Origin of the sequence: Halorientalis persicus (assembly GCF_900110215.1) — an archaeon.
GTDB lineage: Archaea > Halobacteriota > Halobacteria > Halobacteriales > Haloarculaceae > Halorientalis > Halorientalis persica.
The window spans coordinates 1-23,605 of the sequence record NZ_FOCX01000008.1; the positions used below are offsets into that span (position 1 = coordinate 1).

28 protein-coding genes are annotated in these 23,605 nt (G+C 65.9%); 10 read left to right on the plus strand and 18 right to left on the minus strand.

Features of this window, described 5'->3' with window-relative positions; genetic code table 11:
* A partial coding sequence (locus BMX17_RS10125) for a transposase (RefSeq protein ID WP_139203463.1) occupies positions 1-318 on the plus strand: 318 nt, incomplete at its 5' end.
* 243 nt (positions 319-561) lie between these two features.
* Here the strand turns inward: BMX17_RS10125 and BMX17_RS10130 are convergent.
* Positions 562-1,041: a redoxin domain-containing protein gene (locus BMX17_RS10130; RefSeq protein WP_092659605.1), complete on the minus strand. Its 480-nt coding sequence runs from the start codon at positions 1,039-1,041 to the stop codon at positions 562-564.
* A 145-nt stretch (positions 1,042-1,186) separates the two neighbouring features.
* On the opposite strand from BMX17_RS10130, the gene BMX17_RS10135 reads away from it, so the two are divergent.
* The 3 genes from BMX17_RS10135 to BMX17_RS10140 all read left to right on the plus strand — a co-directional run bounded on the left by BMX17_RS10135 (position 1,187) and on the right by BMX17_RS10140 (position 3,948).
* Complete coding sequence (locus tag BMX17_RS10135; protein WP_092659606.1) at positions 1,187-1,552, plus strand: hypothetical protein; 366 nt, start codon at positions 1,187-1,189, stop codon at positions 1,550-1,552.
* 184 nt (positions 1,553-1,736) lie between these two features.
* Complete coding sequence (locus BMX17_RS27280) at positions 1,737-1,871, plus strand: eL43 family ribosomal protein (protein ID WP_139203464.1); 135 nt, start codon at positions 1,737-1,739, stop codon at positions 1,869-1,871.
* A gap of 82 nt (positions 1,872-1,953) precedes the next feature.
* Positions 1,954-3,948 carry an AMP-dependent synthetase/ligase gene (locus tag BMX17_RS10140; RefSeq protein WP_092659607.1) on the plus strand — a complete coding sequence of 665 codons (1,995 nt, stop codon included), beginning with the start codon at positions 1,954-1,956 and terminating at the stop codon, positions 3,946-3,948.
* Between the two features lie 60 nt (positions 3,949-4,008).
* On the opposite strand, the gene BMX17_RS10145 is transcribed toward BMX17_RS10140, so the two are convergent.
* Together BMX17_RS10145 and BMX17_RS10150 are read right to left on the minus strand one after the other, a co-directional pair.
* Positions 4,009-4,368, minus strand: a complete 360-nt coding sequence (locus BMX17_RS10145) for a DsrE family protein (protein WP_092659608.1) — start codon at positions 4,366-4,368, stop codon at positions 4,009-4,011.
* 123 nt (positions 4,369-4,491) lie between these two features.
* Entirely contained in the window at positions 4,492-4,971 is a 480-nt protein-coding gene (locus BMX17_RS10150) for a redoxin domain-containing protein (RefSeq protein WP_092659609.1), read from the minus strand.
* A 111-nt stretch (positions 4,972-5,082) separates the two neighbouring features.
* On the opposite strand from BMX17_RS10150, the gene BMX17_RS10155 reads away from it, so the two are divergent.
* Entirely contained in the window at positions 5,083-5,322 is a 240-nt protein-coding gene (locus BMX17_RS10155) for a glutaredoxin family protein (RefSeq protein ID WP_092659610.1), read from the plus strand.
* A gap of 6 nt (positions 5,323-5,328) precedes the next feature.
* Here BMX17_RS10155 and BMX17_RS10160 read toward each other — a convergent pair whose 3' ends face one another.
* Positions 5,329-5,727, minus strand: coding sequence for a cupin domain-containing protein (locus BMX17_RS10160; protein ID WP_092659611.1), 399 nt, complete (start codon positions 5,725-5,727; stop codon positions 5,329-5,331).
* A 77-nt stretch (positions 5,728-5,804) separates the two neighbouring features.
* A complete protein-coding gene (locus tag BMX17_RS10165; protein ID WP_092659612.1) occupies positions 5,805-6,569 on the minus strand; it encodes an SIR2 family NAD-dependent protein deacylase in 765 nt (254 codons plus the stop codon).
* A 127-nt stretch (positions 6,570-6,696) separates the two neighbouring features.
* Between BMX17_RS10165 and BMX17_RS10170 the strand changes: the two genes are divergently transcribed.
* Complete coding sequence (locus BMX17_RS10170; protein WP_092659614.1) at positions 6,697-6,996, plus strand: hypothetical protein; 300 nt, start codon at positions 6,697-6,699, stop codon at positions 6,994-6,996.
* 1 nt (position 6,997) lies between these two features.
* On the opposite strand, the gene BMX17_RS10175 is transcribed toward BMX17_RS10170, so the two are convergent.
* Positions 6,998-7,267, minus strand: coding sequence for a DUF7538 family protein (locus tag BMX17_RS10175; RefSeq protein ID WP_092659616.1), 270 nt, complete (start codon positions 7,265-7,267; stop codon positions 6,998-7,000).
* A gap of 250 nt (positions 7,268-7,517) precedes the next feature.
* Entirely contained in the window at positions 7,518-7,967 is a 450-nt protein-coding gene (locus BMX17_RS10180; RefSeq protein WP_092659618.1) for a universal stress protein, read from the minus strand.
* Between the two features lie 100 nt (positions 7,968-8,067).
* On the opposite strand from BMX17_RS10180, the gene BMX17_RS10185 reads away from it, so the two are divergent.
* Together BMX17_RS10185 and BMX17_RS10190 are read left to right on the plus strand one after the other, a co-directional pair.
* A complete protein-coding gene (locus BMX17_RS10185; protein WP_092659620.1) occupies positions 8,068-8,316 on the plus strand; it encodes a DUF7385 family protein in 249 nt (82 codons plus the stop codon).
* Positions 8,317-8,380: 64 nt separating this feature from the next.
* Positions 8,381-8,776: a hypothetical protein gene (locus BMX17_RS10190; protein WP_092659622.1), complete on the plus strand. Its 396-nt coding sequence runs from the start codon at positions 8,381-8,383 to the stop codon at positions 8,774-8,776.
* Between the two features lie 15 nt (positions 8,777-8,791).
* On the opposite strand, the gene BMX17_RS10195 is transcribed toward BMX17_RS10190, so the two are convergent.
* Positions 8,792-10,012 (minus strand): acyl-CoA dehydrogenase family protein, encoded by a 1,221-nt coding sequence (locus tag BMX17_RS10195; protein WP_092659624.1) that lies wholly within the window; start codon positions 10,010-10,012, stop codon positions 8,792-8,794.
* Between the two features lie 199 nt (positions 10,013-10,211).
* On the opposite strand from BMX17_RS10195, the gene BMX17_RS10200 reads away from it, so the two are divergent.
* Both BMX17_RS10200 and BMX17_RS10205 read left to right on the plus strand, forming a co-directional pair.
* The gene (locus BMX17_RS10200) at positions 10,212-11,378 is read left to right on the plus strand and encodes a CaiB/BaiF CoA transferase family protein (RefSeq protein ID WP_092659626.1); all 1,167 of its coding nucleotides are present in this window, start codon (positions 10,212-10,214) and stop codon (positions 11,376-11,378) included.
* Between the two features lie 72 nt (positions 11,379-11,450).
* Positions 11,451-12,431 (plus strand): LLM class flavin-dependent oxidoreductase, encoded by a 981-nt coding sequence (locus tag BMX17_RS10205; protein WP_092659628.1) that lies wholly within the window; start codon positions 11,451-11,453, stop codon positions 12,429-12,431.
* A gap of 33 nt (positions 12,432-12,464) precedes the next feature.
* On the opposite strand, the gene BMX17_RS10210 is transcribed toward BMX17_RS10205, so the two are convergent.
* From BMX17_RS10210 to BMX17_RS10255, 10 genes are all read right to left on the minus strand, one after another.
* Positions 12,465-13,805 (minus strand): APC family permease, encoded by a 1,341-nt coding sequence (locus BMX17_RS10210; protein WP_092659630.1) that lies wholly within the window; start codon positions 13,803-13,805, stop codon positions 12,465-12,467.
* A gap of 15 nt (positions 13,806-13,820) precedes the next feature.
* Complete coding sequence (locus BMX17_RS10215; protein ID WP_092659633.1) at positions 13,821-14,090, minus strand: bacteriophage holin; 270 nt, start codon at positions 14,088-14,090, stop codon at positions 13,821-13,823.
* Positions 14,091-14,360: 270 nt separating this feature from the next.
* The gene (locus BMX17_RS10220) at positions 14,361-15,143 is read right to left on the minus strand and encodes an SDR family NAD(P)-dependent oxidoreductase (protein WP_092659635.1); all 783 of its coding nucleotides are present in this window, start codon (positions 15,141-15,143) and stop codon (positions 14,361-14,363) included.
* 124 nt (positions 15,144-15,267) lie between these two features.
* Positions 15,268-15,993: an HAD family hydrolase gene (locus BMX17_RS10225; protein ID WP_092659637.1), complete on the minus strand. Its 726-nt coding sequence runs from the start codon at positions 15,991-15,993 to the stop codon at positions 15,268-15,270.
* The gene (locus BMX17_RS10230) at positions 15,990-16,979 is read right to left on the minus strand and encodes an MBL fold metallo-hydrolase (protein ID WP_092659640.1); all 990 of its coding nucleotides are present in this window, start codon (positions 16,977-16,979) and stop codon (positions 15,990-15,992) included. The genes BMX17_RS10225 and BMX17_RS10230 overlap by 4 nt, the downstream gene beginning before the upstream one ends.
* A 160-nt stretch (positions 16,980-17,139) precedes the next feature.
* Positions 17,140-18,717, minus strand: a complete 1,578-nt coding sequence (locus tag BMX17_RS10235; protein ID WP_092659642.1) for a class I adenylate-forming enzyme family protein — start codon at positions 18,715-18,717, stop codon at positions 17,140-17,142.
* 80 nt (positions 18,718-18,797) lie between these two features.
* Positions 18,798-19,964, minus strand: a complete 1,167-nt coding sequence (locus tag BMX17_RS10240) for an ABC transporter permease (RefSeq protein ID WP_092659644.1) — start codon at positions 19,962-19,964, stop codon at positions 18,798-18,800.
* A gap of 25 nt (positions 19,965-19,989) precedes the next feature.
* A complete protein-coding gene (locus BMX17_RS10245; RefSeq protein ID WP_211611318.1) occupies positions 19,990-21,171 on the minus strand; it encodes an ABC transporter permease in 1,182 nt (393 codons plus the stop codon).
* The gene (locus tag BMX17_RS10250; RefSeq protein WP_394327902.1) at positions 21,168-21,887 is read right to left on the minus strand and encodes an ABC transporter ATP-binding protein; all 720 of its coding nucleotides are present in this window, start codon (positions 21,885-21,887) and stop codon (positions 21,168-21,170) included. Before BMX17_RS10250 ends, BMX17_RS10245 begins: the two co-directional genes overlap by 4 nt.
* A 59-nt stretch (positions 21,888-21,946) precedes the next feature.
* The gene (locus tag BMX17_RS10255; RefSeq protein WP_092659648.1) at positions 21,947-23,461 is read right to left on the minus strand and encodes a COG1361 family protein; all 1,515 of its coding nucleotides are present in this window, start codon (positions 23,459-23,461) and stop codon (positions 21,947-21,949) included.
* Between the last annotated feature and the right edge of the window lie 144 nt (positions 23,462-23,605).

A 23,605-nucleotide genomic window follows, 5' to 3' on the forward strand; every position in this document is an offset into this window, starting at 1 on the left:
CGACTCCTGCTTGCGGACCACAACAAGGAGTCGCTGACCGTCTATACGGACGGATTTCGGGCCTACGATCCGCTCGAAGAAGACGACGCTTTCACCCGCAAATACGTCGTCCACAGTGACGGAGAATACGCTGACGGCGACATCCACGTCAACACCTGCGAGAGCCACGCGTCGCTGACGCGACGGTGGCTCTCGCCCCACCGAGGAGTGTCAAAAGACAAGCTAACGCCGTATCTCAAAGCCTTTCAGCTCCGCCGCGAACTCTACAGAAAACCAGGTGACGAAGCACTCAAATATGCTCTCGACGCCGTCCTCTAAAAATCAACAACGTGCTTCACAAGAGCGTTGGTTTTTTCATCCGGAGGGAGCGACTCCTTGAGTAGAAAGTAAACTTCGTTATACTCAGGATTAGGCATATAGATAGTGCAAACAGAATAGACATAAAACTACTCTGACGGGTCGGGTTCAGAGTTGCTAAACATAAACTCTCTATTCAGCGAATCATCTGCGTCAATCACCGACACTGTAGACACACCGCAAAAATTAGATCCGGATTCCGACTTACCCAGCGGCCTCGACGGCCTCCTGGACTGCGTCGAAGTCCGGCTGGGTGTGGGGATCGTCGGCGACCCACTTGTACGTGATTTCGCCGTCGGCGTTCACGACGAAGACGGCGCGCTGGGCGAGGCCGTAGTAGCCCATGTCCGCGAAGTCGATTTCGACGCCGTAGTCCTCGATGACCTCCTTGTTCGAGTCGCTGAGCATGTGGAACTCGAAGCCGTTCTCTTCGCGGAAGGCCTTCTGGGCGAACGGTGAGTCGACGCTGACGCCGTACAGCGTCGCGCCCATGCTGCGGTAGTTGTCGATGTCGCTCTGGAACTGGCTCATCTCTTCCTTGCAGGGCGGGGTGAACGCGCCGGGGAAGAACGCCAGCACGATTGGGGCCTCGTCGAGGTGGTCCGAGAGCGTGAACGGTTCGGGGTCGCCGTCGTGGGCGAGCGGGACGGTGAAGTCCGGTGCCTGATCGCCAACGTCTGGCATACGGGAACACGGACGCGCTCTATATCCGTAAAACCCGGCCGCAACCTGTTCGGGTCCCGACGCGTCCGCGGGTCCGGTCTGGCGTCCGCGGTTCGGCGCTCGAATTCGGCACGGTGCTTACAACCCGGGACTGCCTAGAGCGGGTATGGTACTGACACCCGGAGACGACGGCGAGCGCGACGCGACCGCCGAGCGGTCGGCTGTCGAGGACGGCTTCGACGCGCTGGCGACGCGGCTCGGGCGTCTGGCCGCCGTCCTCCCCTGGTCACTGGACGACGCCGTCGTCTTCCGGGACGACGACCAGGTCGTCCTCGCACGACCGGCGAACGGTCCGGGGCCGGCCGGCCCCACGGTCGGCCCCGCCCCTGCGGGGGTGGACGACGAGGCAGACGTGCTGGTCGTCGCCAGCGACGACGGGGGACTGGCCGTCGAACACTGTGAACCCGGTGCCGTCGATTTCGACTCGCTGGCGTGGGTCCCCGGCGGTCTGGAGGCGGCGACCAGGGAGTGAGCCGGCGTCGGTAGCCACGCCGCGCCAGCACGGCTAGACCGGGCGGCGCGGAACTGGAAGACGGCACAGACGCCCGACGCGCCCGAACGAGAGACCATCCAGCGGTCGCGGTCCGGGGTCCGTCCGCCGTCGGAGACCCCGGTTCCCACACCACACTGAAGGACCCCCGGAACGACCGTCCACCGTGACACTGGTCGTCGACATCGCGTGTCCGACCTGCGGTCGGACACGGACGCTTCGGAAAGTCGCCATCGGAACCTACCGCTGTGGCGACTGCGGCCGTGCGTTCACCGAGGGGGCGATCGACCCCTCACCGTAATGTTCGCATGAGTAACCTTTTATGAGAGGTGGGCGAGTTATTCCCGAACGTATTATTGTGTGGGACTTCGTGAGTCACGCCAATGACCACAACGGAGGAGTTGTTGCAACTGGAGCGTGAGTACACCGACGAAGTGACAGGTTCGGGGACGGTGCCCGAGTTGTTCGAGGCCAGTGCCGAACGACACGCCGAACTGCCCGCACAGCAGTACAAGGGTGGCGTCTACGACCGGTCGCTGACCGACGACGTGATCCCCGAACCCGCCGAAGGTGAGTGGGGGCTGTTGACCTACGACCGGATGGCCGAAATCGTCCGGTATCTGGCGGCCGGCTTCCGGGAACTCGGCGTGGATCACGGCGAACGGGTGGGGCTGTTCTCGAACACGCGGATGGAGTGGGCCCAGGCCGACTTCGCCCTGCTGGCCGCCGGTGGCGTCGTCACGACCATCTACACCGAATCCTCGCCCCGCCAGGTCCGCTATCTCCTGAACGATCCGGGTGCCACGGGTGTCGTCGTCGAGAACGAGGAACTGCTCGCCCGGGTACTCGACGTGAAAGACGACACCGACGTGGAGTTCGTGGTCCTCGTCGACGGCGTCGACATCTACGACGAGAACGACGACATCTACACGCTCGCGGAGGTCTACGAACTCGGGCGTGAGGCGTTCGACGAGTCGGCGTACCGGTCCTGGATCGACGAGCAGTCGCCCGACGACCTCGCCAGCCTGATCTACACCTCCGGGACGACGGGCAAACCGAAGGGCGTCCAGTTGACCCACGCCAACTTCCGGGCCAACGTCACCCAGATCCGCAAGCGCTACGGGCCGCGCCCGGACAAAGACGAGGACACGCCGGTGCTGGACTCGGACGTGAAGACGCTCTCCTTTCTCCCGCTGGCGCACGTCTTCGAGCGGACCGCGGGTCACTTCTCGATGTTCGGTGCCGGTGCGACCGTCGCGTACGCCGAGAGTCCCGATACGGTTCAGGAGGATATGCAGGCAGTCGAGCCGTCGACGGCCACGAGCGTCCCGCGGGTCTACGAGCGTGTCTTCGACGCCATGCGCGAACAGGCCGCCACCTCGGACCTCAAAGAGAAGATCTTCGAGCGCGCACTGGAGATCGGCAAGGAGTACGGCCGGACCGAGAACCCGGGTCGGCGGCTCAAGCTGGAGTACTACGTCGCGAACAAACTCGTCTTTCAGCAGGTCAAGGATCAACTGGGCGGCAACATCGAATACTTCGTCAGCGGTGGCGGTAGCCTCAACAAGGATCTCGCGGAACTGTTCCGCGGGATGGGGCTGGAGATCTTCGAGGGGTACGGCCTCACCGAGACCTCGCCGGTCGTCTCGACCAACCCCGCAGAGGACCCACGTCCCGGAACGCTCGGCCCGCCGATGGCCGGGATGGAGATTCATCTCGACGACGCCGTGATCGGCCCGGACCGGAAGGAGAAGGCCGACGGCGAGGTCGGCGAACTCCTCGTGCGGGGACCAAACGTCACCCAGGGCTACTGGAACCGGCCCGAGGAGACCGAAGATGCGTTCACCACGCTACCCGGCGACGACGAGGACGACGAGCCCTGGTTCCGGACCGGCGACATCATCGAGCAAACCGAGGACGGCTATCTGGTCTACCACGACCGGCTCAAGCAACTCCTGGTCCTCTCGACCGGGAAGAACGTCGCGCCCGGTCCCATCGAGGACGCCTTCGCGACCAGCGAGCGCGTCGATCAGGTGATGGTGATGGGCGACAACCAGAAGTTCATCAGCGCGCTGATCGTCCCGAACTTCGAGGCCGTCGAGCGGTGGGCCGAGGAGGAAGGCATCGACTTGCCCGAGGACCGCGACGACGTGTGTGACGACGAGCGCGTCCACGAGTGGGTCCAGGAGGCCGTCGACGAGGTCAACGAGCAGTTCGAGAAACACGAGACGATCAAGCAGTTCGAACTGGTCCACGTCGAGTGGACGCCCGAAAACGATATGCTCACCTCCTCGATGAAGCTCAAACGCCGGAACATTCGCGACCACTTCTTCCACAAGGTCGAAGCGATCTACGGCGAGGACGCAAGCGCCAACTAGCGGTCGGCCAACTGGCCGTCGATCCAGCCATCGTGGGGAGACGGGGCCAGAATCGGTTCGCTACGGCAGTTTCAGATACGTCGCGCCGCGTTTCTGTGCACGGGTGACTTCCGCGACGCCGGAGGGAACGGTCGTGACGCCATCGGCGAGTTCGTCGACCGTGTGGTCGAACCGCTCGAGGGAGTTCGTGCAGGCGGCAATCTCAACGCCGGCCGCCGCCATCCGGTCTATCTTGTCCGCTTCGGCGGCCGTCGCCAGCAGGAACCGGACCGCCGGGCCGTTGACGACGACCTTGATTAGCCCCGGTGGCGTCGACACAGTCTCGTCCTGCACGAGATTCACGAGGTTGCGCAGTGCCATCCGCCAGTCGCTGCTCTCGCCGCTCGTGACGTGGATCACGATCTCGCTTCCGGAATCCATGTGATCGAAAACAGGGGTCGAAGACCTAAACCCCTGCCTCGACACGCCCGGCCGAACGGGCCTCCGTCCTGGGCCGGTCGCGCTGGCGGCGTCTCGCACCGTTCCCGTTCGACTGTGGTGGACTCAGAGCTCCGCCACGGCCGCTTCCACGTCCTCGTGGGGGAGCGGGCCGATCCACTCGTCGGCGACGTAGGCGAACTGCACTTCGAGATCGGGGTCGACGACGAACACCGAACGCCACGGCGTCGCGACGTTGGCCATGTGGTCGCGGTCGGTGAGCAGGTCCAGTGTCTCGGAGACCTCGCCGTTCACGTCGGCGAACATCCGGAACGGCGGACGGCCCAGCCAGCGGAGGAAGTCGTTCTGTGCGTAGGGGCCGTCGCGGCTGATTCCCAGGACGGGCACGTCCTCGAAGTCGTCCCAGCCGTACTTCTGGAAGCGTTTCCACCAGTTCTGTGCGATGGCGCTGTAGACGAAGCCGGTCGAGACGAGGACCGCGCCGCGGTCGCCCACGGCTCCCGAGAGGTGGGTCGAGCGGAACGTCTCGCCGTCACAGCACAGTGCCTCGAAATCCGGGAGTTCGTCGCCGTCGGTGGGTGGCATACCCGGGCATGGAGTGCCTCCCTCAAAAACCCCGGCGTACGCGTGGGGCCGGGGCCCGCACAGACTCCGCTGAGCCGCAGTTTTTTGCCGCCTCCCTCCCTACCCGGAGGTATGACGATGACACTCTATCGGCTGGAGGGCTGTCCGTACTGCGAACTCGTCGTCGACCGCCTCGACGAACTGGACATCGACTACGAGTCGGTCTGGGTCGAGGGGCTGCACTCCCGGCGCAACGAGGTCAAGCGGATCTCTGGCCAGCGCCAGGTTCCCGTCGTCGTCGACGAGGACCGCGGCATCACGATGGCCGAGTCCGACCGCATCCTCGAATATCTGGATCAAAGCTACGCCTGACCGGCCTCAGTCCAGACTGTGCGGGTCGAGGCCGGGGTCCTCGACCGCCGGTGCGCCGACCGCGAGGACGACGCCCTCGTCGTCGCCGACGTAGCGGTGGCCGTGACCGATCTCCGGGCCGGCGGCCCAGAACGCGCCTGGGCCGACCTCCATCGTCTCCGCCTCGCCCGAGCGGCCGAGTTTCAGCGAGAACTCGCCTTCGATCACGTAGTAGAGTTCTTCCTGTTCGCTGTGGGCGTGATACTGGATCTCCTCGCCGGGCTCGAAGTACCACAGCGTCAGGTGGAGGTTCTCCAGGCCCATCGTCTGCCCGACGGGGCGGATGTCCAGGTCCGGCGGTACACCTTCGACCTCCGACAGGTCGGTGACCGGTACGTCCTCGGTGTCGAGTACCTCGTACTCCATAGCGGCGGAACCCACGCCCCGTCACACCAAAAGCGTAGGGGGCGTGTCCGCCGGTCGGTGCCGGCCACGGGTCGCCCTCACTCCACCACCGCCCGCCGCAGTCGCGGGAGCGCTTCGGTCACGTCAGCCCGGAAGTCGTAGGCCGCTCGCTCCGAGAGCGGCGTGGATTCGAGGTTGACGAGTACCAGCGTCGCCCCGCGCTCGGCGGCGACTCGGGGGAGCGAAGCGGCTGGCTCGACGGTCAGCGACGAGCCCACTGCGAGGAACACGTCCGCGGTCTCGGCTTTCGCCTGGGACTGCATCAGCGCGTGTTCGGGCAACTGCTCCCCGAACAGGACGGTATCGGGCTTGAGCGTCCCGTCGCAGTCGTCACAGGTCGGCGGGAGGTCACCCTCCCGGGCCCGATCCATGGCCGGTTCGGCGTCGAATCGCCGGCGACAGTCCCGACAGACGACTCGCGCGGCCGAGCCGTGAATCTCGATCACGTCGTCGGAGCCGGCGTCCTGGTGGAGGCCGTCGATGTTCTGGGTGACGACGGTGTCGAGGTGGCCCGCCGATTCGAGGTCCGCCAGCGACTCGTGGGCGGCGTTTGGCGCGACGTTGCCGTCGTCGAACGCCGCCGCCTGGAGTTTCACGCGGTCAGCCCAGAACCCGCCGGGATCGGCCCGGAACCGGTCGATGTGGAAGTCCATCGGGTCGTGCCGCTCCCAGATGCCGCCCTCGCCGCGGAAATCCGGGATGCCCGACGCGGTGCTGACGCCGGCCCCGGTCAACGCGACGACCGACTCCGCGTCTCGGATCGCCCCGGCTACCGCCCGTACGTCCGACTCGTCGACGCTCATACCACTAGCTGGCCGCCTGCGGAATTAAAATCTCTGCTCGCCGGTTCGCTCGATTCTGCCACCGTGTCCGACCGATTCGGTAATTTGGCACTGATTTTATCTGCGTGTGGGTGGAAGTAACACACCCATGCCAGCCGAACCGGCCGACGACCGCGACCGGGAGGATTCGGATTCCAAACCACTGGCGGCTGGGCTGGCGGCCGAAATCGACCGGCTCTGGGACGATATGGTCGACGAGACCGGGACGGAGAGCGACACCGAGCAAGAGGCCGCCGAGACCGAGACGCCGACGGCGGTGATCGACGCGGTGGCCGAACCGCCGACCGGTGCGAGCCAGTCGGCTGTCGAGGCGGCGGTCGCGGACGCCGAAACGGACGGCACTGCCGGGGACCGCGACATCGACGAGGACGACCACCTGTCCATCTGAGTTACAGGGAGCGCCGTTCGACGTCGGGGTCGATGTCGGCCGTGGCCAGATCCTGGCGAATCCGCTCGCGCAGCGGTGTCGGGACAGTGTCACGGCCGACCGGGACGGCGATGTCGCCGTCCGGTGAGACCTTCCAGTAGACCACGCACTCGCTCGGTTCGTAGTACTCGATGCTGTAGCGGTCGCTTCCCCCGTCGTAGTGAACCCGGGCTGCGGCGTTCTCGACGCGCCACCCGTCCTGCTCGGCCAATCGGTCGAGGACAGCAGTCATGCTCCGTCGTAGGGTAGCCACGGGCTAGTGGTTTCGGTCACGGACAGGTCTGCCGGAAGGTGTCCTCACTCGGGAGCGTTCGAAGAGGGGGGAGCGGAAAGAGGGAGGGGAAAACCGGTTCGGGATTGGGAGCGAACCGCACCTGATTCAACGAACCGGTTGTGGTTTAGTTTTCTTCACGACATCATCGGTCAGTTATAAGTGTCCGAGATTACGGGCCGGTGTGTGCGGGTTCGTGACCCGAGCGTGATCAGTTAGCGTGGCGGACGATGTGCACGTCGTAGCGGGGGTCTTCCGACACGGGGCTGCCGACGCTGGTGACAGGGGTCGAGACGCGGCCGGCGTTCTCGCTGCCGATGAACACGATGGATGCGTCTACGTCGTCGGCGACGTGTCTGATCGTCCGCGTGATGTCGTCGATGACGGTCGCGGTCATCGAGTCGCTGGTCTCGGGGTGTTCACACCGATAGGTGGCGTTCGACGCGACCTCCTGTACGGTGCGTTCGAACTCCTCACAGACGGCGGCCTGATCGTAGGTGCCGTCCTCGTCGATCCAGCCGCGCTCGCGGGCGAACTCCTCGTCGTCGGGGATGATCGTCAGCGCCACGACCTCCTCGTCGCGGTACTCGGCGAACTCGCTCGCGCGTTCGAGCGCCGTCCGGGACAGCGCCGATCCGTCGAACGGGACCAGAAGCGTCATGCGGTTCCGTTCTCCAGCCCGCGTCTTAACGCCGGGGGAGGCGGCAACGCCTCCCGAACCGCTCCGGACATTGATACCGCTCCGTGACCTGCCCTCCCGCATGGAAACGCTGGGCGACGACGACGGCCCCATCGACGTCCACGACTACCGGCACGGGCTCAAACTTCTGAAAGAGACGCGCGACACCAGCCACTGGGCGAACAAGAAGGGATACGCCTGTCCCGCCTGCGGGAAGCCCTTCGAACAACTGTTCGTCTCCGAGAAGACCGACAACACGTTCACGCCGTCGTCGGTGACGCCCTTTTGCATCCGGCACGAACCCAACCGGATCCTGATGTTCAGGCATTGAAACGGGCGAATCATTCCTCGATATGCGGGACGGAGTTATCCCACTCCAAACCCTGGTAAAGTTGATGTCAGAATCGACAGGCACGTTGCCGGACCCGGACGAGTACGAGTGGCGGTTCGAGAAGCGCGGCCCGGTCGGTATCTGGTTCATGCAGGGCTGGCAGGGGTTCGCCGACGACGACCTCGACGCCGCGAGTGATCACTACCGAGAGCGCGGCAAACGCGACGACATCGAAGCGACGCTCGCCGTCTTCGGCGACGGCACGAACCTCCCGAAAGAGACCCAGGAGTACATGGGTGAGGCCTGGTCGGAGAACGGGGAATACACGGGCGTCGACAGGATCGGATTCGTCTCCGAGGGAACGACCGCGATGGCAGTGAAATCGAACGTCGAGGTGCCCGGTGCCGCGGTCCGCAGTTTCAGTGACCTCGACGACGCAGTCGACTGGGCGTCGGAGTAACCTCCGGCCGTCGACCTACGACACGCCCAGTTGCTTCGCGATGGTGTTGAGTTGAATCTCGTCGGTGCCTTCGACCACCCGCAGGATGCGGGCGACGTGGAGGTGATCCATGAACGGGTTGTCCTCGGAGAGTCCGTTGCCGCCGTGGACCTGCACCACGTCGTCGGCGATGTCGAAGTAGACGTTCGTCGCGAGGTACTTGAAGATCGACGACTCCTCGATGGCCTGCTCGCCCCGGTCCATCTCCCAGGCGAGTTTGAGGCCGGCGGCGTCGGCGGCGTAGTTGCGCGCCCGTCCTTCCGCGAGCTTGTGGGAGATGCCCTGGAACTTCCCGATGGGACGCCCGAAGGCCTCCCGGTCGTTGGCGTACTCGACGCCCTTCTCGATCAGGTGTTCGGCGTAGCCGACCGCCTCCGCACCGAGTTCCAGCCGGCCCAGCGAGAGGAAGTCCATGGCGTTGTAGAAGGCCGTGTCTGGCTGTCCGAGGACGCGGTCCTCGCCGAGGCGTACGTCGTCGAACAGCAACTCGGCCTGCATCCCCTCCAGCCCGACGGCGTTGTTCATCGACCCGAGTTCGAACTCGTCGGGCTCGACGATGAAACAGGTGATCCCACCGTAGCGGCCGGCCTCCTCCTGGGGCGTCGTCCGCGCGAATACCTGCACGAAGTCGGCGTAGGGGGCGTTCGTGATCCACTGTTTCTGGCCGTTGAGGACCCACTCGTCGCCGTCCTTCTCGGCGTGGGTGTCCATGTTCGGCGAGTCCGATCCCTGACCCGGCTCGGTCTGGGCGAACGCCGTCGACACCTCGCCGGCGACGGCCGGTTTCAGGTACGTCTCGACCTGTTCGCCCTCGGCCTGCATCAGGAGCGGCTTGGGGCCCTCGGGACCCGCGAGGACGTACTCGGTCAGGCCGACGCCGTGGCTCGCGACGTGTTTTTTCGCCCGGTACCAGGTGACGTTCGAGACCCCCTCGCCGCCGACCTCCTCGGGCAGGTTCATCGCGTAGTAGCCCGCGTCCGCGCTCTTTTTCCGGATGGTCTCGATGGCGTCGACGACTTCCGGGACCAGTCGCCCGTCGTCCTCGTGGCGCAGTCGCGGATTCTCCCACGTCTCGCCCAGTTCGTCCCTGATCGGTTTCACCTCCTGTTCGATGAACTCGTCGAGGCTGTCGAGGATCAGCCTCGTCTCCTCGCCCGTGTCGAAACTGACCGACTGTTTCTTGTTTTCTGTTGCCATGGCAAGAGTGAACGCGCGCTATTGCTATGAAACCACCGCTCGAGCACAGGGGTGGCCGGGCGAGACTCGTAAGCCGGGTGAACGGATTGTTCCCGGCGGTTCGTACGGGACGCCGTGCCAGAAAGCGGGGTCGAGCTGGTGGCGTGGCGGTCGCGAGTTCGGGACGGGGGCTTATGGTCGTGGCCTCGGGAGGAGGGGTATGCGACTCGACGGAGTACGCGTGCTGGACCTCTCGCGACTGTTGCCCGGCCCCTACGCGACGCAGTTGCTCGCCGACGCCGGCGCGGACGTGGTCAAGATCGAAGACACGGACGCTGGCGACTACGCGCGAATCCTCCCGCCGTACACCGACGCGGGCGTCGGAGCGATCTTCGACGCGGTCAACCGCGGGAAACGAAGCGTCGCCATCGATCTCAAGACGGACCGCGGTCGCGAGGCCTTCCTCGATCTGGCCGCCGAAGCCGACGTCGTGTTCGAGCAGTTCCGGCCCGGCGTCGTCGAGCGCCTGGGCGTCGACTACGAGGCCGTTCGCGCGGTCAACGACGACGTGATCTACTGCTCGCTCTCCGGGTTCGGCCAGGACGGCCCCCACGCCGACCGGGTGGGCCACGACCTCAATTACGTCGGTATGGCCGGCTTGCTGGATATGACCCGCGAGGACGAAGACAGCAAGCCACAGATGGCTGGCTATCCCGTCGGCGACATGGCCGGTGGCCTCTTCGCCGCCTTCTCCGTCGTCGGTGCCCTGCTCTCCCGCGAGCTGGGTAACACCGGCGGCGAGTACGTCGACGTGGCCATGACCGACGTGGTGGCCTCCTTCTCCCAGGCCGTCGCCCACGACGCACTCACCGGCGAGAACCCGCGCCCTGGCGAGACGGAACTCTCCGGCTCCCTGCCGTGGTACGACACCTACGAGACCGCGGACGGCAACTACGTCACGCTCGCGGCGCTCGAACCCAAGTTCTGGGAGACCTTCTGTGCGGCAGTCGGCCGCGAGGATCTCACCGACGCGCACATGACCGGTGATCCCGCCGAGCGCGAGGCCGTGCGCGAGGAACTCGAATCCCTGTTCGCCGAACGCACCCGCGAGGAGTGGGAGCAAGAACTGGGGGAGACCGAGGCGATGGTCGCACCCGTCCGGACGCCCGCCGAAGCACTCGACAGCGAGGCCGCGGACGCTCGCGACCTGATCGACCACTCTGGAACGGTACCGCGGGTTGCCTTCCCCGCCCAGTCGACCGCGGAACCGGACGGTGCCGCCGGCTCTCCACCCGGCCACGGCGAACACACGGACGACGTACTCGAAGCCGCGGGATACGACGCCGACCGGATCGCCACGCTCCGCGAGGACGGCGTGATCGAGTGATCGGGCGGTCGCGTCGGCGGGCCGCCGTCACCGGAGGGAGCTTTTTGTGCCGGGGCGGCGATTGCGAAGACCATGCAACCGGGCCTGCTCTTGCCGCCTGCCGACGTGATGGATCCGACCGGCGTCGCGACCACCGCCGAGCAACTGGGCTACGGCTCCGTCTGGATGCCCGAACTCTGGGGGAGCGACGCGTTCGTCCAGCTCTCTGCGGTCGCCGACGCCACCGAAGACGTGCGATTGGGGACCGCCATCGCCAACGTGTTCTCCCGCTCGCCGGCCGTCCTCGCGATGGCCGCCGCGACCGTCGACCGCTACGCCGCCGGCCGGATGGTGCTGGGAACGGGCGTCAGCACCGCCAAGGCCATCGAGGACCTCCACGGGATCGACTACGAGAACCCGGTCCGGCGCGCCCACGAGACGATCGCCATCGCCCAGCGCTACCTCTCGACCGAGGACGGAACCGTTTCCTACGACGGCAAGATATTCCAGGTCGAGGACTTCGAGCCGCTGGGGCGGGACGTGCCGGTCTACCACGCCGCCCTCGGGCCGGCGAACCGACGGGTCGTCGCACGGCTGGCCGACGGCTGGATTCCGCACAACGTGCCGTTCCCGGATCTGCCCGCGGCCTTCGAGGATATCGAGGAGACGGCAGCAGAGGCGGGGCGGGACGCCAGCGAGATCACGGTCGCGCCCTACGTTCCCTCGGCCGTCAGCGACGACGACCCGGACGCCGCCCGCGACGCGATCCGGGGCCACGTCGCCTACTACGTCGGAAACGGCGAGGGCTACCGGAAGGCCGTCGCCCAGCGGTTCCCCGAGGAGGCCGGGACGGTCGCGGACCGGTGGCAGGCGGGCGACCGCGACGCGGCGAAGGCCGCGGTGACCGACGAGATGGTCCACGCGCTGGGCGTCGCCGGAACGACCGAGCAGGCCCGGGAGCGTCTGGCCGAGCTACAGGATGGATTCGTCGATCTGCCCATCGTCACGGTCCCGCGGCAGGCCGCGGGCGAGATGGCGATGTCGACGATTCAGGCGCTCGCGCCGGATGGATAGTCCTCCCTCGTCCGGAAGAGCGGACGACGAGACTCATCCGCCGACCTCCGGTTCGAAGGAACTGCGTTCCAAATAGAGGAATTCGAGCAGGAACAGCGCGACGAAGATCCCGACGATCCACAGGAGGATCTCCACGTCGGTGCGATAGAGGTGATAGAGGACGATGGGGATCGCGACTGTCGTCCCGAGGAGACCGAGCGCGGGGAAGACGCGGTTCGAGCCCGTCTCGTCGGCCAGCCGGAGGTTGGTGTAGTTGGTGATGGCGAACGACGCGAGGAACGCGACCGAGCCGAACTCGGTGATCTGCTTGAGCGAACCCAGAGCCGCGAACGCCGCGGTCAACCCGCCCATGATCACGAGCGAGTAGACCGGTATGCCCTCGCGGTTGCGAAACGAGAACAGGCGGGGCAGTGCGCCCTCGGTCGCGATCTCGTGGACCAGCCGTGACGTTCCGAACAGCGTGGCGTTGATGCCCGACGACGTGCTCTTCATCGCGGACAGGACGACCAGGACGAATCCGGCGGCACCGAGTACCGGAATCCCGGCGACAGCTTCGGCGAGCGCGACCTCCTCGTGGGCGACGAGCTGTTCCGGCGTCAGGTGGAGCGTCGCCATGAACGACACCGAGACGTAGATCAAGATCGCGATGCAGATGGAGACGTACATCCCGAGCGGCAGGACTCGCTCCACGTCCTCGATCTCTTCGTAGTCGTAGACCAGCAACTGGAACCCCTCGTAGGAGACGAAAATGATCGCGAACCCGGTGATCGGACTCACGATGCCCGCGTCGAAGAAGTCGATCGCGACGGGATTCCCGTCGTAGAAGACGATTCCCAGCGTCGCCAGCGAGAGTAGAATGACGATCTTGATGTAGACGGCGATGTCCTCGAACAGTCCCGTCTCCTCGACACCCTGGAGGTTGAGTCCGACGAAGGCAGCGACGATCAACACCGAGATTACGGGCCGTAACAGCTGTGGGAGGGCGACGCCGGCGATGGCGCGTGCGGCGGTGAGCGTGTACGCACCGAACGCGAACGCGTACATCGCCATGACGCCGACGTAGCCGACGACGAGGACCCACCCGACGTACGCCGCGACGCTGGGGCTGTCGGTCACGTGTTCGACGAACGAGAACACGCCGCCGCGCTCGCCGAAGTGCAGGGTGAGCTGCAGATACGAGTACGCGGTCACCAGCGTGATGAGGCCCGCGACGAGGTACGATATCGGCACCGCGTTGCCGGCCTGGGACATCGCCACACCGAGCACTGCGTAGATCCCACCCGACACCATCCCGCCGATACCCATCGCGACGACTTCCGGCAGGCCGAGTGTTCCCTGGCGTGACCGCCGAAACAGAGACCTGAGAAAGCCCATATCTACGGACCCGTGTCAGTCGCTGGACTGCCGGAACAGGTCGTACAGACGGGCGAGCAGGTACGCGCCGACGAAGCCGTCCGCGAAGGCCCAGGCCGCACCGACTGTCAGCCCTTTCGCCGTCGAGTCGTAGCCGAGATACACGTCGGCGAGCAGATCGCGCCACTCGTCGCCCCAGCCGAGGCGTGCGGCCACGCCCAGAACGACGACGGCTCCCGCCCAGAGCGATCCCATCGCCTTGCCGAGTGCCAGCGCGTCCACGCCGTCCGAACTGGTATCGGTCATACGAGGAGGATGATCGGCCGACCACTTAACCGGTGATCCAGTTCTCGATCACTGGAAACGAAAAACGGTCGCGTGCGGTCCAGCATCCGCCGAGCGCGCCGTGCGCGCGAGGCGGTTCACCGTCAGAGCAAAACTCTGACGAGCCTTCGTTCGTTCCCAGCGGTCACTCACGAAGACACCGGACGCGAGGCGAAGCCGAGCGTCCGGATGGTTTTTATACTAAATTTTTGCGAGCGGGGGTGCCCGCAGGGCACCCTCCGAAGTAAAAATTTAGTAGGTGAACAGGTCGACGCCGCCGGTGACGCCCATGACCTGGCCGGTGATGTACTCGGCCTGTTCCGAGGACAGATAGGCGACGAGGTTGGAGACGTCCTCTTCGCTGCCGAGCTTGTCCATCGGCGTGGCGCGGGCGATGTCGGCCCAGTGTTCGTTGACGTTCTCCAGCTGGTCGTGGGGCAGTTCGGCGAGGTCGCCGACGACGATGGTCGGCGCGAGGATGTTGGAGGTGACGCCCTCGGGTGCGCCCTCCAGCGCCAGCGTCTTGCCGAAGCCGATGAGGCCGGCCTTCGTGGTGGAGTAGGAGATCTGGCCGTAGCCGCCTTCCCAGCCGGCGAGGGAAGACATCGTGATGATGCGACCCCAACCGCGGTCACACATATTGGGGAAGATCTCCTTCGTGATGTTGTAGGTGCCCGTCAGGTTGACCGACAGGTCACGGTCCCAGATGTCGGGGTCGAGCCCGCCGACGGTCCCCACGGCGTCCACGAGGCCAGCGTTGTTCACGAGGATGTCGACGCCGCCGGTCGCGTCCTGCAGGTCGTCGACGACCTCGCTGACCTCCTCGCGGTCGGTCAGGTCACACTCGATGGCGATGGCCTCGCCGTCGTGGTCCGCGTCGTTGATGTCGTCTGCCACGTCCTGAGCGCCGTCCTCGTCCACGTCGAGAACGACGACTTCCGCCCCTTCCTGAGCGAGTGTCTTGCAGTCTTCTTCACCGATGCGGCCCGCACCCCCCGTCACGAGGGCCGTCTTGTCGTCGAGTCCGAAATCCATTGCACCTGTCCTGTACCGAACACACTTTGTTAACAGTTCCTCCTCAGAAGGGAGGGGGGTTTATCAATTCGCTTCTCAGTCCGTCGAAAAACAGCCGTAGCGGGCCGCTCGTGTGCGCCCGAATTTACGCCACGTCGACGATCGAAAGCAGCGATCGGTGGTTTTCGATGGCGTAATCGATGGCGTCGTCACCGACGACGCGGTGGCCCTCACGGCCGATCTCCTCGGCGCGCTCGAAGGCGGTCCCGTTGTAGGCAACTGTGTCGAGGCCGGCCTCGGTGCCGCCCTGCATATCGTGGTCGTAGCGATCGCCGACCATCAGACCCCTCGTGGGGTCGATACCGGCCTTCCCGAGGGCGTCCTCGAACATCCGCTGGTCGGGTTTCTTGTAGCCGACGGCCTCGGATGTGGTCACGCCGTCGACGGCGTCGTCGATGCCGAACTGGTCGAGCATCCGGTGGGCCTCGCGCGTGTCGATGTCCGAGACGATACCCAGGTAGACGCCGGCGTCGTCCAGCGCCCGGATCGTCTCGACGACGTTCGGTTCGGTCTCCATGGCGGCTTTCGTCGCCGCCTCGAAGCCCGGTTCCCAGTCATCGCGGTCCACGTCGCCGTCCACGATGGCCTGGAAGGCCTTGTGGTACCCCTCTGCCGCGGACATATACTCGGTCCCCTCGGCCGATTTGAAGTGTTCGCCCAGTCGCTCCCGCCAGGTCTCCAGTGCCGGCTCTGGATCGAGGTTGCGCTCCGCCGCGAACTCCTGCAGGAAATCGACGTAGCCCTGTCGGATCGAGGGGAGCGAGACGATGACGCCACCGATGTCGAAGAAGACGGCCTCGTACTCGGTCATGCGACCTCGTAGCGACGGACGCCGTGCTCGTCCGTCTCGCTGGTCAGGACGCCCTCGCCCTCGAGGTGGGCCAGCGCGCTGGCGGTCTCGATGACGAGGTACTCCATGTTGCGGTCACCCGAACGCTGGAAGGCGATCTCGACGGCTGTCGAGCCACTGCCGTTCGCCAGTGCCTCCCGTGTCCGGTCGAGCAGGCGGTCCAGACTCTCGCGGTCGTGCTGGACCCGCGCGTCGAAGTCGGTGTGTGGGTCGTCGTGCCCGGTGAACACGCGGTCCACGTCGAGTTCCGCTAGCGTGTCGAGCGCGGCGTAGAACTCGCCGATCGCGTCCTCGTAGCCGTCGTCGAAGCCGGTGTGCATCGCGACGGGGCGGAACGTGCCGAGCGCCATGTCGCCGGAGAAGAGGACGCGTTCGCCGTCCAGATCGGCCAGATAGCAGAGATGGTCGGCCTGGTGGCCCGGCGTGTGCACCGTCTCGACGGTGAGCGGACCGATGTCGACGGTCTCGCCCCGGCCGAGCCAGTGATCGACGGCCTCGCTGGGGAGGAGACTGCTGTCGCGTTTCAGCGACTCGACGGACATCTCGACCGCGTCGTCGAGGTATTCGCCCTGCACGCCCGCGGCCTGTGCGTTCGCCCGGACTGTCGCTTCCAGGTCCTCGGGATCGCGCTGGAATCGCTCCTGAACCGTTGCGGGCGCGTACACCTCGGGGTCGGCGGCGTCGATGACCGCCTGCACCTGCCCGATGTGGTCGGTGTGTGGGTGCGTAACGACCAGGTGTTCGATGTCCGCGAGTTCGTAGCCGTGAGCGGCGATGTCGTCGGTCAGTTCCTCGCGGGCCGTCTCGCCTGCCATCCCGGCGTCGAACAGGATCGGTTCGGCACAGTCCACGAAGTACGCGGCGACGTTCTCCGGCGGCCAGTCCACGCTGCATTCTAACCGATGGACCGTCGTCGACTCCTGCATTTGCTCTGCTCGCTCGTTCATTTTCAGAATAGGAGAGTCTTCCGACAGATAAACGTTCCCCTAGAATACAACAATGGAAACTAATCTCTGATGAAACAGCAACAGAACCAGTTATTTGGGGCAGTTTATTTAACGTTGTGCCCTTTCCGTCGGGTGTGCGGTCCCGAACCCGGGTACTGGATTACTCGTCGTCCCGCAGTTTGTACTTTTGGATCTTCCCGCTGGTCGTCCGGGGGAGGCTGTCGACGAACTCGACCTCGCGGGGGTGTTTGTACTCGGCCAGTTCGTCGAGGGCGAACTGTTTGATGGCTTCGGTAGTCACGTCCTCGCCGGGTTTGATTTCGGGCCGTGTGACGATGTAGGCGACGGGAATCTCGTTGCGGCGCTCGTCGTCGACCCCGACGACGGCGGCCTCGGCTACCGCGTCGTGTTCGGTGAGCAGTTCCTCGACCTCGCTCGGATAGACGTTGTATCCGGCGGTGACGATGACGTGTTTCTTCCGGTCGACGATCTCGTAGTAGTTGTCGCGGTCGCGACGGGCTACGTCGCCGGTCCGGAGATAGCCCCGCTCGGTGAACGCCTCCTCGGTGGCCTCGGGCATCTCGTGGTAGCCGTTCATCACCTGTGGGCCCCGGACCAGCAGTTCCCCCTCCTCGCCGGGCATGACTTCTTCGCCCTCGGCGTCGACGATCTTCGAGTCGGTCATCTGGAGGGGCTGGCCGACGGTCCCCTCGCGGTGGCCGAACGCGGTCTGGTTCTCCGTGTGGGTCGCACCGCAGGTCTCGGTGAGGCCGTACCCCTCCGTGATGTCGACCCCGGCGGTCTCTTCGAACTCGCGCTGGACGGCGACGGCCATCTTCGCACCCCCCTCCGCCGCGACTTCGAGACTCGACAGGTCGTGGTCGCCGAAGGCCTCGTCGTTGACCATGTCGACGTACATCGTCGTGACGCCGACGAAGTGGGTGATCCCCAGGTCCTCGATGGTCGCCATCGCCTCCGCGGCGTCCCACTCCATCGCGCTCCGGAGGTGGAGCGACCCGCCGTACAGCAGCGGCTGCCACCCACAGTGGATAAAGCCCGTGATGTGGTACATCGGCAGCCAGATCAGGCTCTTCAGTTCGGCGGGGGTCAGCGGCGCGTTCTCGTCGTCGTCGACCAGCATATCGATGCCCTGCGCGCGGACGTTCCGGTGGGTCAACTGCACGCCCTTGGGCTGGCCCGTCGTCCCGCTGGTGTATGGCTGGAGAGCCACGTCGTCGCTGTCGCGTTCGACGTGAGTCGGCTCGCCCGCAACGTCGTCGACGTGGTGGTCATCGTCGGGGACCTGCTCGCGGTCGCCCGCCGTGATGACCACCGGATCCACGTCGGTCTCTTCGAGCGCGTCGTCCACCGTACTCCGGAGCCACCAGTGGGTGACGATGGCTTCTGCCTCCGTGTCTTCGAGCTGGTGGACCATCTCTCGGGGCTTGTACTGAGGATTCATGAACGAGACCGGCGTTCCGGCCTTCAGTCCGCCCAGGGCGGCGATCACGTAGGTCGGCCCGTTGGGCAGATAGAGGACGATGCGGTCGTCCGGGTCCAGCCCCAGATCGTGGAGCCCGCCGGCGAACGCCGCCGACCGATTTCGCAACTCCGCGTGTGTCAGCGACTCGCCGTCCATCTCGACGGCAGTCAGGTCGCCGTTCGCCTCCGCCGTCCGATCGTGCAGTGCGGCGGCGTTGCCCGCCAGGGGATCGTCGCCGAGGTCCTGAAAGTCCATGCCACCCGATACCATTTAGCATTATTAATAACTACCGTCGTTCAGGTACGTGAGCTGGTAGGAACGTGGTCGGTCGCGGGTCAGCCCCGGAGGGCTTCCACGGGGCGTTCGCTGGCGGCCCGCCAGGCCGGGTACGCGCCCGCGATCAGGCTCGTGGCGATCCCGAACACGACCGCGCCGCCCAGATAGAGCAGTGTCTCGGTCGTGAACGCGAAGGGGCTCCCGAGGAAGATGGCGTTGGCCGCCAACACGACCAGCAGTGCCAGTGCGATGCCGATGCCCGCGCCGATGGCCCCGAGCATCGCGGCCTCGACCAGCAGGATCCGCAGGATGTCGCTCTTCGAGTAGCCGACTGCCCGAAGCACACCGATCTCCTCGCGTCGTTTGGTCACCGACATCAACATCGTGTTGGCGATGGAGACGCCGGCGACCAAAAGCGACAGCGACCCCAGCCCCGCCAGGAACAGGTTGATCCCGTTGACGATCGAGCGGAACAACCGCACGAGCGACGTGAGCTCGAAGACGAGCAGTTTGTCTTTGCGGCCGTTGAACTCCGCCCGTAGCGACGTGGCGGCCGCCTCGGCCTCGTCGACCGACTGGGTCGTGATCCGGACCTGACTGTAGGTACGATCGCCCGTTTCCTCGATGGGGAGGAACACATCGTCGACGCCGAACGCCGCGCTCTCGGCCAACACGGCGGTCACGCGGTAGGCTCGACCCTCCGTCTGTTCCCCTTCGTCGGCCTCGGGAGCCAGCACGATGCGGTCACCGGGTTCGAGGCCCTGGTCCGCCGCGAACTCGTGTGAGACGACGGCGCTCCGTCGCCAGCTTTTCGGAATCTCCCCGGCCGCCACCTCGTAGAGCAGTCGTGGGTCCTCCAGATACGTCGCCGAGATGGTGCGCCTGTGGTCGGCTCGAAGCCGATACTCCATCGATCGGGACTCCGTGGCGACGATTCCGGCACCGCCGACCGTCTCCTCGATCCGCATCAGGTCGGTCCGGTCGAAGTGCCGCTCTTCCTTGTCGAACCCCGGCGAGACGTAGACGTTCGTCGCGCCCTGCTCCTGGATTCGGTCGAGCTGGCTCTCCTTGAACGCCGCGCCGCCCCCGCCGATGGCCGCGATCGCCACGACGCCGATCGTGATCGCCGCGGCCGCCAGCAGCGACCGCGTGCGTGCCCGAGAGATGTTCCGCCGGGCGATGACGATGGACGGGAACCGCCCCGTGATCCGACGCAGCCAGCTCATCGCAGGACCTCCGTGTTCCCCGCCATCAGTCAAGCGCCTCCACGGGTCGTTTGTTGGCCGCCTTCCACGCCGGATACAGCCCCGCGACCAGCGCGGTCACGATACCGAACGCGACGCCGACTCCGACGTACCGGAGCCCCGCAGCGGTGAACGCCAGCGGGTCCCCGAGCAGTAACTGGTTGATCACCATCCCGATGCCGAGCGTGAGGGGAACGCCGATGGCCGCCCCGACGACGCCGAGGATCGTCGATTCGGCGACCAGCAGGCTGATCACGGCACGTTTTGGGTAGCCGTAGGCCCGGAGGACGCCGATCTCGCTCTCGCGCTCGATGGCCGCCATCAGCATCGTGTTGGCGATGGTGACCGCCGCGACCAAAAGCGAGATCGCGCCGACGCCGATCAGAAACTGGTTGATCGTGCCGAAAAACGCCGTGAACTGCTCGCGTTGCTCCTGGACCTGTTCGACCCGGACGACCTCCTCGCGAGCGTTGAACTCCCGTTCGATGGCCTGGGTCGCGGCGTCGACGGAGCCGGTCGTCGTGTCGACACGGACGATGGCCTGTTCGTAGCCGTCGCTCTCGAACTGCGAGGCCGGGACGAACACCGTCTGGTCCGCCCCGAGGGGCGCGGTGAAGCCCTGCGGCTCCAGGACCGCCGCGATCTCGAAACTCCGGTCGAACTCGTCGGTCACGTTGATCCGCAGTCGATCACCGGGTTCGAGGTCGTTCTGATCCGCGACGCGGGACCCGATCACGATCGTCCGTCGCCAGTTGTCCGGGATCGTCCCGTTTCGCGCCTCGTAGAATTCCCCCGGGTTCTCTAGCCCCTTCACCTGGGCCATGAACAGGAGCGAGCCGGTCTGGGTCTGGACGGTGGCCCCGATCGGCTCGTGGACCGGCAACACCGTCGCGCCGCTCGCGGCTTGCCCGATGCGGTCGATGTCTCCGTCGGAGAGTTCCGTGTTGGAGAGGTTGCCGTCCTCGAACACCGGGTCGGGTTCGACCGTCGCCGTCCCGCCGAAGCCCTCGTAGGCCTCCAGTTGGTCCTGCTTGAACGCCTCGCCACCCGTGCCGATGGCACCGATGGCCACGACGCCGATGACCACGGCCGTGATCGCGAGCGCCGAGCGCAGCGTCGCCCGCGAGAGGTTCCGCCGGGCCAGCGCCAGCGTCGGAAACCGGCCGACGAGCCAGCGGGTCGGGTTCACGGCTCGGCGTCCTCCTCGAAGTTCGCTCGTCGGCTCTCCGTCTCCCGGATCCGGCCGTCGATGAGCGTCACGACGCGGTCGGCGGCCTCGGCCACGTAGTCGTCGTGGGTCACCGTGACGACGGCGACGTTCTCGTCGCGGCGGAGTTCGTCGAACAGATCGAGGATCTGGTCGCCGGTGTCCCGGTCCAGGTTCCCAGTCGGCTCGTCGGCCAGCAGGATGTCGGGATCGTTGATCAGCGACCGCGCGATGGCGACGCGCTGTTTCTGCCCGCCCGACAGTTCGTCGGGGTAGTGGTCGAGCCGGTCGCCCAGTCCGACGCGTTCGAGTAACTGCGTGGCCCGCTCGCGGGTCTTCGTGGGTGTCCGATCGAGCATTCGGGGCATCTCGACGTTCTCGAGTGCCGTGAGCGTCGGGATGAGGTAGAAACTCTGGAAGACGAACCCGATCGTCTCCTTGCGTTTCCGCGTCTGCTCCCGATCGGTGAACGTCGACACGTCCTCGCCGCGCAGGCGCACGTCCCCGCTCGTGGCCACGTCCAGCAGGCCGAGCAGGTTCAGGAGCGTGGACTTCCCGCTCCCGGAGGGACCGACGACCGCCACGAAGTCCGAGGGTGCGATCTCGAAGTCGACGCCTTTCAGCGCCCGGACGACCTGCCCGCCCGTCTCGTACTCTTTGACCACGTCGGTCCCGCGGATGATCGCGTCCGTCGGGATCGTCTCACCCGTCGTGCCGGTACCGAATCCGTCCTCGTCCGGGTCGGGTCCCACAGCGGTCACCCCCGACGTCGGTAGATCACGACCGCCGCGATCAGGGCCACGAGCACGAGGATCGGGACGATAGGGAGGCCACCCTGCTGTGTCGACCGATCCGGCGTCGCGGCCTGCGTGACTGGCAGGTCGGTCGTGTAGTTGCGCCGGACGCCGTCGACGACGTAGCTCACTTCCACGGGGACCGTCGAGACGTTGCCTCGGATCGACGGCGTGAGCGTGAACGACGAGAAGTCGCTCGCGTCGACCGAGCCCACGAAGTACTTCTTGCGCCCGACGTTCTCGGCCTCGCCCGTCGAGACGATCACCGACTTCACCTCGTCGGACCCGACGTTGCTCGCGGTGGCGGTGATCTCGACCGTTCCGCCGCGCGCGACCGCTTCGACGCCGGTGAGTTCGACCGCTCCGGGGTTGGGTGGCGTGTCGAACGCGGCCTGGAACCGATCGGTCACCTGCTTGCGGGTGCCGTCGTCGGTGTAGTTCAGCGTCACCGTCACCGGGTAGGTGCCGCTCTCCTCGACCTGGCCCGGGAACCGGAAGTCGGTCGTCTCGCCGGCCTGCAGTCGGGAGGTGACCCGCTCGCTCGCGGTGAACGTCGCCACCGGCGAGTCGACGGACACTTCCACCTGACTCAGGTCGCCTTCGAGGCCGTTCGCGACGGTGACGTTGACCGGCTGGGTCGTGCCGGGCAGTCCGTCGGCCACCGAGAGCGCCAGTTGCGGCCCGTCGACGGCCTCCGTGCCGGTCGCTGCACCGAGCCGCTTCGTCCGCTTGAGCGTCTGGGTCTGTCCCATCGAGTTCGTGTATTCCAGCGTCGCCGTGATCGAGCCCGTGTCGCCGCTCGTGACCGACCCAGAGTACGTGAACGTCCGCTTGGTGCCGGATTCGAGTTTGGCGTCGAGCCGCTCCGGATCGTCGAACCGGATGTTCCGGCCGTCGACGGAAAGGTTGAGGTTCCGGATCGGATCCGACTGGCCGTTCGAGACGTTGACCGCGATCTCGCGGTTGGTGCCGACCGAGCCCGCCACGTCGATGCGCATCTTCGGCCCGCTCTCGGTGACGACGACCGTCACCGGATAGTTGAACTTGATCAGTTCGTCGTCGTTCGTCACCACCGAGACGGTTAGCCGGAGGTTCTTGACGCCGGCCTCCTCGAACGTCACCGTCAGCGGTGCGGTCACCGATCCACCCGGAGTCACCGTCCCGATGTTCCGGACCTGTCCGTACCGCTCGTACCCGCTGCGGCTCTCCAGCCGGACCGTCCGGACCTCGGCAGCCTCGGCACTGGCCGCCGCGTTCGAGATCTCGGCGCTGATCTCGACTAGATCTCCGGGAGCAGGCTGTGAGGGCGTGACGTTTACGCTCCCGAGCGAGATCTGCGGGCCCGATGACTGGGTGTTGTTCGCACTGTTCACCGTGTTCGCAGCCGCGAGCGGTGCGCCGGCCGCGGACGCGACCAACAACACCGCGAGCGCCGCCGTCGTCACCGCCGACAGCGATCGATGGAGGGCGGGACTCATGGCTGCAACCTCGGAGGGGAAGGGAAGTTGGGGACCATCGTCCTATGCGTTGGTCTCCCACTTCTACCCATTAGAATTTTTTTACTTGACATCGTTAGCGAGAGATTCGACACGCGAATTCTCGATCCGGAACGCTCCCGGCAT

Excerpts from the sequence above, each read along its gene's own strand:
- BMX17_RS10230 (WP_092659640.1), bottom strand. The coding sequence starts at position 16,979 with ATGAACGAGCGAGCAGAGCAAATGCAGGAGTCGACGACGGTCCATCGG.
- BMX17_RS10205 (WP_092659628.1), top strand. The coding sequence starts at position 11,451 with ATGCAACCGGGCCTGCTCTTGCCGCCTGCCGACGTGATGGATCCGACC.
- BMX17_RS10135 (WP_092659606.1), top strand. The coding sequence starts at position 1,187 with ATGGTACTGACACCCGGAGACGACGGCGAGCGCGACGCGACCGCCGAG.
- BMX17_RS10180 (WP_092659618.1), bottom strand. The coding sequence starts at position 7,967 with ATGACGCTTCTGGTCCCGTTCGACGGATCGGCGCTGTCCCGGACGGCG.
- BMX17_RS10220 (WP_092659635.1), bottom strand. The coding sequence starts at position 15,143 with ATGGATTTCGGACTCGACGACAAGACGGCCCTCGTGACGGGGGGTGCG.
- BMX17_RS10175 (WP_092659616.1), bottom strand. The coding sequence starts at position 7,267 with ATGACTGCTGTCCTCGACCGATTGGCCGAGCAGGACGGGTGGCGCGTC.
- BMX17_RS10145 (WP_092659608.1), bottom strand. The coding sequence starts at position 4,368 with ATGGATTCCGGAAGCGAGATCGTGATCCACGTCACGAGCGGCGAGAGC.
- BMX17_RS10130 (WP_092659605.1), bottom strand. The coding sequence starts at position 1,041 with ATGCCAGACGTTGGCGATCAGGCACCGGACTTCACCGTCCCGCTCGCC.
- BMX17_RS10170 (WP_092659614.1), top strand. The coding sequence starts at position 6,697 with ATGCCAGCCGAACCGGCCGACGACCGCGACCGGGAGGATTCGGATTCC.
- BMX17_RS10225 (WP_092659637.1), bottom strand. The coding sequence starts at position 15,993 with ATGACCGAGTACGAGGCCGTCTTCTTCGACATCGGTGGCGTCATCGTC.
- BMX17_RS10240 (WP_092659644.1), bottom strand. The coding sequence starts at position 19,964 with ATGAGCTGGCTGCGTCGGATCACGGGGCGGTTCCCGTCCATCGTCATC.
- BMX17_RS10255 (WP_092659648.1), bottom strand. The coding sequence starts at position 23,461 with ATGAGTCCCGCCCTCCATCGATCGCTGTCGGCGGTGACGACGGCGGCG.
- BMX17_RS10155 (WP_092659610.1), top strand. The coding sequence starts at position 5,083 with ATGACGATGACACTCTATCGGCTGGAGGGCTGTCCGTACTGCGAACTC.
- BMX17_RS10160 (WP_092659611.1), bottom strand. The coding sequence starts at position 5,727 with ATGGAGTACGAGGTACTCGACACCGAGGACGTACCGGTCACCGACCTG.
- BMX17_RS10150 (WP_092659609.1), bottom strand. The coding sequence starts at position 4,971 with ATGCCACCCACCGACGGCGACGAACTCCCGGATTTCGAGGCACTGTGC.
- BMX17_RS10185 (WP_092659620.1), top strand. The coding sequence starts at position 8,068 with ATGGAAACGCTGGGCGACGACGACGGCCCCATCGACGTCCACGACTAC.
- BMX17_RS10210 (WP_092659630.1), bottom strand. The coding sequence starts at position 13,805 with ATGGGCTTTCTCAGGTCTCTGTTTCGGCGGTCACGCCAGGGAACACTC.
- BMX17_RS10235 (WP_092659642.1), bottom strand. The coding sequence starts at position 18,717 with ATGGACTTTCAGGACCTCGGCGACGATCCCCTGGCGGGCAACGCCGCC.
- BMX17_RS10195 (WP_092659624.1), bottom strand. The coding sequence starts at position 10,012 with ATGGCAACAGAAAACAAGAAACAGTCGGTCAGTTTCGACACGGGCGAG.
- BMX17_RS10215 (WP_092659633.1), bottom strand. The coding sequence starts at position 14,090 with ATGACCGATACCAGTTCGGACGGCGTGGACGCGCTGGCACTCGGCAAG.
- BMX17_RS10165 (WP_092659612.1), bottom strand. The coding sequence starts at position 6,569 with ATGAGCGTCGACGAGTCGGACGTACGGGCGGTAGCCGGGGCGATCCGA.
- BMX17_RS10190 (WP_092659622.1), top strand. The coding sequence starts at position 8,381 with ATGTCAGAATCGACAGGCACGTTGCCGGACCCGGACGAGTACGAGTGG.
- BMX17_RS10140 (WP_092659607.1), top strand. The coding sequence starts at position 1,954 with ATGACCACAACGGAGGAGTTGTTGCAACTGGAGCGTGAGTACACCGAC.
- BMX17_RS10200 (WP_092659626.1), top strand. The coding sequence starts at position 10,212 with ATGCGACTCGACGGAGTACGCGTGCTGGACCTCTCGCGACTGTTGCCC.